Source organism: Acidisphaera sp. L21, from assembly GCF_009765685.1.
Taxonomy (GTDB): domain Bacteria; phylum Pseudomonadota; class Alphaproteobacteria; order Acetobacterales; family Acetobacteraceae; genus LMUY01.
Map to the genome: position 1 here is coordinate 1 of NZ_LMUY01000143.1, position 976 is coordinate 976.

The 976-nt window shown below is 59.9% G+C and carries 1 protein-coding gene; it reads right to left on the reverse strand.

What is annotated here, in order from left to right; genetic code table 11:
• Positions 1-29 precede the first annotated feature (29 nt).
• Positions 30-383 (reverse strand): type II toxin-antitoxin system RelE/ParE family toxin, encoded by a 354-nt coding sequence (locus GSQ76_RS26470; protein ID WP_158747082.1) that lies wholly within the window; start codon positions 381-383, stop codon positions 30-32.
• Between the last annotated feature and the right edge of the window lie 593 nt (positions 384-976).

The window sequence follows — 976 nt, forward strand, 5'->3', positions numbered from 1 at the left end:
GCCAATGTCGCTGCCTGGAATGCCCTTCTTCATTCTGCTGTCCCTTTCTTCCTGGCCCGTCGTTCGGCCTTGTAGGCGTTGATAATGGCTAGGAGCGCGCGGCGCTGGTCGGCGCTGATGTTGTCCTGCTCATTCTTGGCGTAGATCAGCAACGCCAACACCGGCACATTTACGCCAGCCAGATAGTAGATCACCCGGAAGGCGCCACTCTTGCCGCGGCCTGCGGGGGCAAACCGCAGTTTCCGGATCCCTCCCAGACCTGGCACCAGATCTCCAGCCTCGGGATCGGTTGCCAGTGTCGATATCAAAACCGCCCTGTTATCGCGATTGAGCAGTGCATCTGCACGCCTGGTGAAAATAGAGGTCTCGGCAACGGCGTGCATAATGGCTTATACGGCAACGACGCATATACGTCAATGACGTATAATCGAAGGCCTAACGAGAATTGCCTCTGACCGCCTACCGGAGATCGTCATTTTGACCCGTTCGGCGGCTGGGCTGCAGGTCGCTCAAGGGTGGGCAGTGGACGCCGCATAACTCGTAAATGTGCTGGTCGGGCTTCTGCCTGGGGCAGTCGGCGGCGACGATTGCGAACAGCCGCCAAACTTCCACGTCACCGTGCCGGGCTAGAAGGCGCCTGACCGCATACCGACCGTGGCGCGGCAGCGGCGGCAGGCAAAGCTGACGTGTTCAGTCCTGTCCGCGACCCAGCCCAGCGTGATCACTGGGGGCTGCAACGTGTAGCCACATCGGGCGTAACGCTTCCATGCCTCCCGAACCCGCCTCCGTCTTGTCGCGCGGCAGCATTGTCCGTCTAGTCGGACTCGATGGGCCCTCGAATGGAACATACGATGGCACCGTGCGGGAGATCATAGATGGCCAAGCGGTGGCGGTGTTTCCCAAATGGTTGGAGATCTGGGACGTGGTCGATCTAGAGCGTGCTCGGCTTGACCGGAATCAAGAAATTGCTTGCGAA

Coding starts and splice junctions, on each gene's coding strand:
- GSQ76_RS26470 (WP_158747082.1), bottom strand. CDS start 383: ATGCACGCCGTTGCCGAGACCTCTATTTTCACCAGGCGTGCAGATGCA.